The 918-nt window shown below is 44.8% G+C and carries 1 protein-coding gene; it reads left to right on the plus strand.

Going from position 1 to position 918, the window contains the following annotated elements; translation table 11 throughout:
* Window positions 1–18 precede the first annotated feature (18 nt).
* Window positions 19–918 (plus strand): IS4 family transposase (locus ACX5KA_RS12320; protein WP_458731274.1); only part of this gene is annotated, 900 nt, incomplete at its 3' end.

A 918-nucleotide genomic window follows, 5' to 3' on the forward strand; every position in this document is an offset into this window, starting at 1 on the left:
ATGAATGCCCTATCTATTGTGAACAAAGTCATCTCGCTTGTCAGCTTTAAAATGCATATGTCGCGACAAAAAGCACTTACCGCATGTGTTAAAAGTTTGCTTAACGGAAATGCCGCAACTGTCACGAGCATAGGTCGAGGCATCAATAATAAAGCCTTTGAGAAGCATCGGATTAAGCGAGCCGACCGATTACTTTCCAATACAAACTTATTACATGAAACGCCAACTATCTATGCAGCTACATGCCAGTTGTTATGTAGTCATATTTTGCGGCCTGTTATTTCCGTAGATTGGTCAGATCTTGATGAGCATAACGGTCATTTTCTATTGCGCGCAGCTATTTCTCTTAAAGGCAGGTCCATCACGCTTTACCAAGAAGTCCATTGTAATAAAACCAGAGAAAAGCAAGCGACGCACAGAGCATTTTTGCATGCTCTGCGAGCAGTATTACCTTCACAATGCCATCCCATTATCGTTACAGATGCAGGGTATAAATCACCGTGGTTCAGGGAGGTGATGGCGTTAGGGTGGGATATTGTCGGTCGCGTGCGTCGGCCGCATTATTACTCGTCTGACGCTGGGCACACGTGGCAATGTATTCATCAGCTTTACGCTCAAGCCACGTGCAGACCAAAGCGTTTTGATAATAGCCAGATAGTCAGAAGCAATCCTTTTGCCTGCACGCTTGTTTTATTTAAACAAAAAAGTAAAGGCCGTCACGCTCGTAACACTGATGGTTCGCTCAAGCGCTCAGGACATTCAAAAAAACATGCTCAGGGTGCAAAAGATCCTTGGCTATTGGCAACATCGCTCTCTTCTCATCGGCAGTTATCAAAACAAGTGGTCGGTATTTATCGACAGCGGATGCAAATTGAAGAAGGGTTTAGGGACATGAAAAGCACCAAGTTCGGGCTTGGC

Source organism: Alteromonas alvinellae (genome assembly GCF_902705805.1).